Below are 6,000 nucleotides of genomic sequence, written 5' to 3' on the forward strand. Positions count from 1 at the left end.
GCACGTCTGCGAGCAGTTCGTCGTCCGTCTCCGCGATCCCGACGCAGGGCAGGTCGACCTACGGTCGGCCGAGATGGTCAGCGCCGGCTACGTCGGCCGGCTGAGCAGGTGGAACCCGCGGCGGAAGTAGACGGCGGGCAGGTCCTCGCCGAGCCGGGTGTTCTCGACCCGCCCGAGCAGGATGGTGTGGTCGCCGCCGGGGTGACGGCCGTGCACGGTGCAGTCCAGGGTGACGCACGCCCGAGGCAGCACGGGCAGGCCGCGCTCGTCGGCGATGAAGCCCGCGTCGTTGAACTTGTCGGCGCCGCGCGTCGCGAATCGGATCGCGAGGTCGGCGTGCTCGGGGTGGATGACGTGCACGATCCAGCGCTGCGCCGCGGCGAACACCGGATGGCATTCGGCCCCCGTAGCCAGGCAGACCAGCACGAGCGGTGGATACATCGACACCGAGCAGAAGGAGGTCGCGGTGAAGCCCCACCATCGGCCCGCGTCGTCGACGGTCGTGACGATGGTGACCCCGCTGGGGAACGACGCCATCGCGTCCCGGAACAGCTGCGCCTGGTCCTCGGCGGGACGCGGTCCGGGCCCCGCGAGATCGGTCACGAGACCTCGCTCCCGGTGGCCGGGGCAGCCTCGCCCGCTCCGAGCTGATGGTCCATCCGCGTGCGCTTGGTGGTGAGGTAGGAGATGTTGTCCGGGTTGGGAGCGATGTCGATGGGTTCGCGGGCGGCGATGTGTATTCCGTGCCCGACCAGGCCGCGGTACTTGGCCGGGTTGTTGGTCATCAACCGGATCTCCCGGACGCCCAGATCGCGCAGGATCTGCGCGCCGATGCCGTACTCCCGGCTGTCGACGGGCAAGCCCTGGACGAGGTTCGCATCGACGGTGTCCAGGCCGGCGTCCTGCAGGTTGTAGGCGCGCAGCTTGTGGCTCAACCCGATGCCGCGGCCCTCGTGCCCGCGCAGGTACACGACCACTCCCCTGCCGGCCTCGCCGATCCTGACCATGGCCCTTTCCAGTTGCTCGCCGCAGTCGCAGCGCCGGGAGCCGAAGACGTCACCGGTGAGGCACTCGGAGTGCACCCGGACCAGGACCGGCGCGGAGCCGGCGCTGCCCGGTTCGGCGCCGGTCTGGTTGACCTCGCCGAGCACGAGCGCGACGTGTTCGCAGTCGTCCACGAGCGCACGGAAGGTGATCGCGGTGAACTCGCCGTGCTCGCTGGGCACCCGGCCCGCGGCCTCGCGCCGGACCAGCGTCTCGGTCCGGCGCCGGTAGCGGACGATGTCGGCGACCGCGATCGTGACCAGGCCGTGCTCGGCGGCGAACCGCGCGAGCTGGGGACGCCGCGCCATGGTGCCGTCGTCGTTCGTGACCTCCGAGAGCACACCTGCAGGCCGCAACCCGGCCAGCCGGCACAGGTCCACGGCGCTCTCGGTGTGCCCGGCCCGGCGCAGCACACCGCCTTCCCGGGCGATCAGCGGGAAGACGTGACCCGGCCTGGACAAGTCCTCGGGCCGGGTGCCGTCGGCCACCAGCGCGCGCACGGCCAGTGCCCGGTCCCCGGCCGAAACCCCTGTTGTGGTGCCCACCTTGAGGTCGACCGACACGGTGAACGCGGTGCCTCGCGGGTCGTCGCTGTCGGTCACCATCAGTGGCAGCCGGAGCTGACGGGCGCGCTCCTCGGTGAACCCCACGCACAGCAACCCGCTGGTGTACCGGATCATGAAGGCCATCGCCGCGGGCGTGGCCAGCTCGGCGGCCATGATGAGGTCACCCTCGTTCTCCCGGTCCTCGTCGTCGACGACCAGCACCATCCGCCCGCGCCGCAGCTCCGCGAGCGCGGCCTCCACCCCGGCCCCTGACCGGTCTGTACCGGCCGCGTCGCCCTCACCGTGTCCCATGATCCGACGGTAGGAGCGATGCGGATGCGCAGGTGTCCGAGTTCCGGACAGTGGGCGCAGCGTGCTCTGATCATCGCCTGCTCAGAACACCGTGTTCTCCAGGTCGAGCGTGCGCAGGCCCGGGAGGCGGTCGCGGTGGCCCTGGGCGTCGGGTTCGTCGCGGTGCGGAAACCGGCGACGCTGTTCCCGGGGCCGACGATCAACGTGCGAGCCGGCGCCGACCACCGCGGGCAACAGCATCTGCAGCGGGTGCCGGCCGCCCGGGACCGGGTTCCCCTGGTCGACGAGTGGGCGGAACGCGGCAGCCAGGCACGCGCCGCCAGGTAGCGGCCGTGGCGTGCTGGGACAGGTCTCGCGTGCCCTCACCCGCACGATCGCGTTGCGCCGGTCCAGGTTCCTCCAGCCGCGGCCGGAGGAACCTGGCTGACGCGTAGCCCCAGCCGGGCCATGCGCCCCGGATACCCGCGCCCGGCAGGTGTGCGTTCTGCGCCGGCTGCGGGTCGGCGCGCCGATCTGCAGCGGAACGGCAGCGATCCGGCTGGGGTTGATCGGTGCGTCCCGCTTCTCACCACCGGGCCTGTGACGTCAGCGGGCGAAGAGGGGGCCGACCTTGGTCAGAAGCTCCCAGAGGCCGTAGCCGAACGGGACCAGGATCCACAGCCAGGCCAGCACGCTCAGCGGGAGCAGGGCTGATGATGTGGTTTGTTGTTGGTCGCTCATGTCAGATGGTCTCTCGACTGGTGAGTTGGTCGGTGGCTTGATGGAACCTGGCGTGCACCGGCTTGATCAGCTCGTTGGCGATGAAGCCGATGACCAGCAGCCCGATCATGATCCGGAACGACAGCGTGTACAGCGCGGGGCCGGACAGGCCGGCGGCCGTCTGCCGGTCGGCGAGGTAGTCGACGATGAACGGGCCCAGCGCGCCGGCTACCGACCAGGCGGTGAGCAGCCGGCCGTGGATGGCGCCGACTTCGAACGTGCCGAACAGGTCCCGCAGGTAGGCCGGGGCGGTGGCGAACCCGGCGCCGTAGAAGGACAGGATGAGCAGAGCGCAGACCAGGAACACCGCCTTGTTCGCGCTGCCGAGCAGTTCGAGCACCAGGTAGAGGATCGCGCCGACCCCCAGGTATATCCGGTAGATGTTCTTGCGGCCGATCGCGTCCGACAGCGAGGACCAGACGAACCGGCCCAGCATGTTGGCCAGCGACAGGATGGCCACGAACCCGGCGGCGATCGTGACCAGCGTCTTGGCTGGCGCCTCGCCGCGGAAGAAGTCCTGGTAGATCGGGGCGGCCCGCTCCAGGATCCCGATGCCGGCGGTGACGTTGAAGCACAGCACCACCCACAGCAGCCAGAACTGCGGGGTCTTGATCGCGTTGGCCGCCGACACGTTCGCGGTGGACACCAGCGACCGCTCCCGCGCCGACGCCGGATCCCATCCGGCCGGGCTCCAGTCGTCGGCCGGGACCCGGATCAGTAACCAGCCCAGCGACATGAAGATCGCGTAGGCGATGCCCATGACCAGGAACGTGTCGGCGATACCGCCCGACCGCGCGCCCGCGCCACTGCCGCCGAACGCGGTCAGCATCGCGCTGGACCACGGCGAGGCGATCAGCGCACCGCCGCCGAAGCCCATGATGGCGATACCGGTGGCCATGCCGGGCCGGTCCGGGAACCACTTGATCAGCGTGGAGACCGGGGAGATGTAGCCGATGCCCAGCCCGATCCCGCCCACGAACCCGTAACCCACGATCACCAGCCAGAACTGACCCAGCGCCATCCCCGCGGCGGAGATCAGGAAGCCTGCGGCGAAGAACACCGTGGCCACCAACATCGCCCAGCGCGGGCCCTTGTGATCGACCTTCGTCCCGAACAACGCGGCGGAGACGCCGAGCATCACGATGCCCAGCGTGAACGGCAGGCCGGACAGGGTGCCGGCGAAGCTGTTGCCCTTGAGCACGGTGGCACCCAGCGGGTCTTTGAACACGCTCCATGCGTAGACCTGGCCGATGGCCAGGTGGATCGACAGCGCGGCCGGAGGCACCAGCCACCGGCTCCACCCCCGCGACGCGACGATGCGTGACCGGTCCAGAAAACCACCTGTTGGCAACGAATTTACCCCTTTCGGCAGACGCCGCTCGAGTGGACCGCGCCTAGCACGGCACGGGCTCATGGGTGAGTGAGATGTCAGGACGGTCAATCGGCTTCGATCGCGGTGAGCGACCTGACCTCCATCTCGGCCTGTTTCGCCGGGTCTTCCGCGCGGCCGCTGATCAGGGTGGCCGCCCACCCGCACAGGAACGAGAACGGGATCGACACGATCCCCGGGTTGTTGAGCGGGAAGACGTGGAAGTCGACGCTCTTCACGATCGAGTCCTTCGCGCCGGACACCACCGGCGACAGGGCGATCAGCAGGACGCACGAGCCGAGGCCACCGTAGATGCTGGCCAGCGCCCCGGCGGTGTTGAACCGCTTCCAGAACAGCGAGTACAGCAGCGCGGACAGGTTCGCCGAGGCTGCCAGCGCCAGCGCCAGCGCCACCAGGAACGCGACGTTGCGCCCGTTGACCAGAATGCCGCCCAGGATGGCCAGGACGCCCATGATCAACGCGGTGAGACGGGCGACCTGGATCTCACGGCCCGCCTCGGCCTGGCCGCGTTTGATGATGCTGGCGTAGATGTCGTGGGCGAAGGACACCGACGCGGTCAGGGTCAGTCCGGCGACCACGGCCAGGATGGTGGCGAAGGCCACCGCCGAGACCAGCCCCAACAGCATCGGCCCGCCGATGGCGTAGGCGAGCAGTGGCGCCGCGGAGTTCTCCCCACCCGGCGCGTGCACGATCGTGTCCGCGCCGACGAGCGCGGTCGCCCCGTAGCCGACGATAAGCGTGCAGAAATAGAACACCACCATTGCCCAGATCGCCCATCGGAACGATCGGCGGACCTCTCTCGAGTTCGGCACGGTGTAGAAGCGCATCAGCACGTGCGGAAGACTGCAGATGCCGAGCACCAGAGCCAGCGCGAGTGACACGAAATCGAGTTCGTTGGCGCCGTACAGCGCGCCGGGATCCAGGATGGCGCTTCCCATCGGGCTGCCCGTCGAGGCCTTCGCCAAGATCGTGGAGAAGTTGAAGTCGAACGCGCCCAGCAGGTAGACCGTGATCAGTACCATGCAGAGCAACAACAGCGTGGCTTTGATGATCTGGACCCAGGTGGTTCCCTTCATCCCGCCGACCAGCACATAAACGATCATGACGATGCCGACCACCGCGATGGCGATGGACTGCCCGAGACGGCTGCTGATGTTGAGCAGCAGCGAGACCAGGCCCCCGGCGCCGGCCACCTGGGCCAGCAGGTAGAGGAACGAGATCATCAGCGTCGAGGTGGCCGCCGCGATCCGGACCGGCCGCTGGCGCAACCGGTAGGCCACCACATCACCCATCGTGAACCGGCCGGTGTTGCGCAGCATCTCGGCGATGAGCAGCAGTCCGACGAGCCAGGCCACCACCCAGCCCACCGAGTAGACGAACCCGTCGTAGCCGTGTACCGCGATGCCCCCGGCGATACCGAGGAACGATGCGGCCGACAGGAAGTCACCGGACAGCGCGATACCGTTCTGCGCGCCGGTGAATCCGCCACCGGCGGTGTAGTAGTTGCTGGTCGTGGAATTCCCGCCGCTGACCCGACGCACCACATAGAGGGTGATCGCCACGAACCCGATGAAGAGTGCCAGGCTGAACATCGGTTTGGTGTCCATGCCGGTCGCGGCCAGGGTCGTTCCCGCCACCAACTGCGCGGTCACGACTCGTTCCCGGCGCGAAGGTGGACGTCCTCGACGGCCGCGCCCAATGTCTTGTCCGCGTACGAACAGTACAGAGCCATGATCACGACGGTGGTGAGGAACTGCGCCAGGCCCATCACGATCCCGACGTTGATCAACCCGAGCACTTTGATCGCCATGAATTGGCGAGCATAGGCAGACAGTAAGACATAGGCCATGAACCAGAGCATGAAAAGCAGACTCATCGGGAACACGAAGTTGCGCTGCTTACGGCGAAGCGCTCGGAACTCGGGCGTTCGTTGAATAGCGGCGAAGTCGA

7 protein-coding genes are annotated in these 6,000 nt (G+C 68.5%); 1 reads left to right on the top strand and 6 read right to left on the bottom strand.

The window, feature by feature from the left end; all coding sequences use genetic code 11:
• Positions 1–87: 87 nt before the first annotated feature.
• Positions 88–603 carry a flavin reductase family protein gene (locus JWR81_RS11705; protein WP_297650467.1) on the bottom strand — a complete coding sequence of 172 codons (516 nt, stop codon included), beginning with the start codon at positions 601–603 and terminating at the stop codon, positions 88–90.
• Positions 600–1,901, bottom strand: a complete 1,302-nt coding sequence (locus JWR81_RS11710; protein WP_297650469.1) for a bifunctional 3,4-dihydroxy-2-butanone-4-phosphate synthase/GTP cyclohydrolase II — start codon at positions 1,899–1,901, stop codon at positions 600–602. The genes JWR81_RS11705 and JWR81_RS11710 overlap by 4 nt, the downstream gene beginning before the upstream one ends.
• Before the next feature lie 135 nt (positions 1,902–2,036).
• Here JWR81_RS11710 and JWR81_RS11715 point away from each other — a divergent pair, with 135 nt between their 5' ends.
• Positions 2,037–2,228: a hypothetical protein gene (locus JWR81_RS11715; RefSeq protein ID WP_297650472.1), complete on the top strand. Its 192-nt coding sequence runs from the start codon at positions 2,037–2,039 to the stop codon at positions 2,226–2,228.
• Between the two features lie 258 nt (positions 2,229–2,486).
• On the opposite strand, the gene JWR81_RS11720 is transcribed toward JWR81_RS11715, so the two are convergent.
• The 4 genes from JWR81_RS11720 to JWR81_RS11735 form a co-directional block, all read right to left on the bottom strand.
• Positions 2,487–2,621, bottom strand: a complete 135-nt coding sequence (locus JWR81_RS11720) for a hypothetical protein (RefSeq protein ID WP_297650474.1) — start codon at positions 2,619–2,621, stop codon at positions 2,487–2,489.
• 1 nt (position 2,622) lies between these two features.
• Positions 2,623–4,011, bottom strand: coding sequence for an OFA family MFS transporter (locus JWR81_RS11725; RefSeq protein WP_297650476.1), 1,389 nt, complete (start codon positions 4,009–4,011; stop codon positions 2,623–2,625).
• 86 nt (positions 4,012–4,097) lie between these two features.
• Positions 4,098–5,657 carry a cation acetate symporter gene (locus JWR81_RS11730; RefSeq protein WP_297650479.1) on the bottom strand — a complete coding sequence of 520 codons (1,560 nt, stop codon included), beginning with the start codon at positions 5,655–5,657 and terminating at the stop codon, positions 4,098–4,100.
• Between the two features lie 41 nt (positions 5,658–5,698).
• Positions 5,699–6,000: DUF485 domain-containing protein (locus JWR81_RS11735; protein WP_297650477.1), on the bottom strand; the 302-nt coding region annotated here is incomplete at its 5' end.

Source organism: Pseudonocardia sp. (assembly GCF_025965585.1).
In the GTDB taxonomy this organism is placed as follows: domain Bacteria; phylum Actinomycetota; class Actinomycetes; order Mycobacteriales; family Pseudonocardiaceae; genus Pseudonocardia.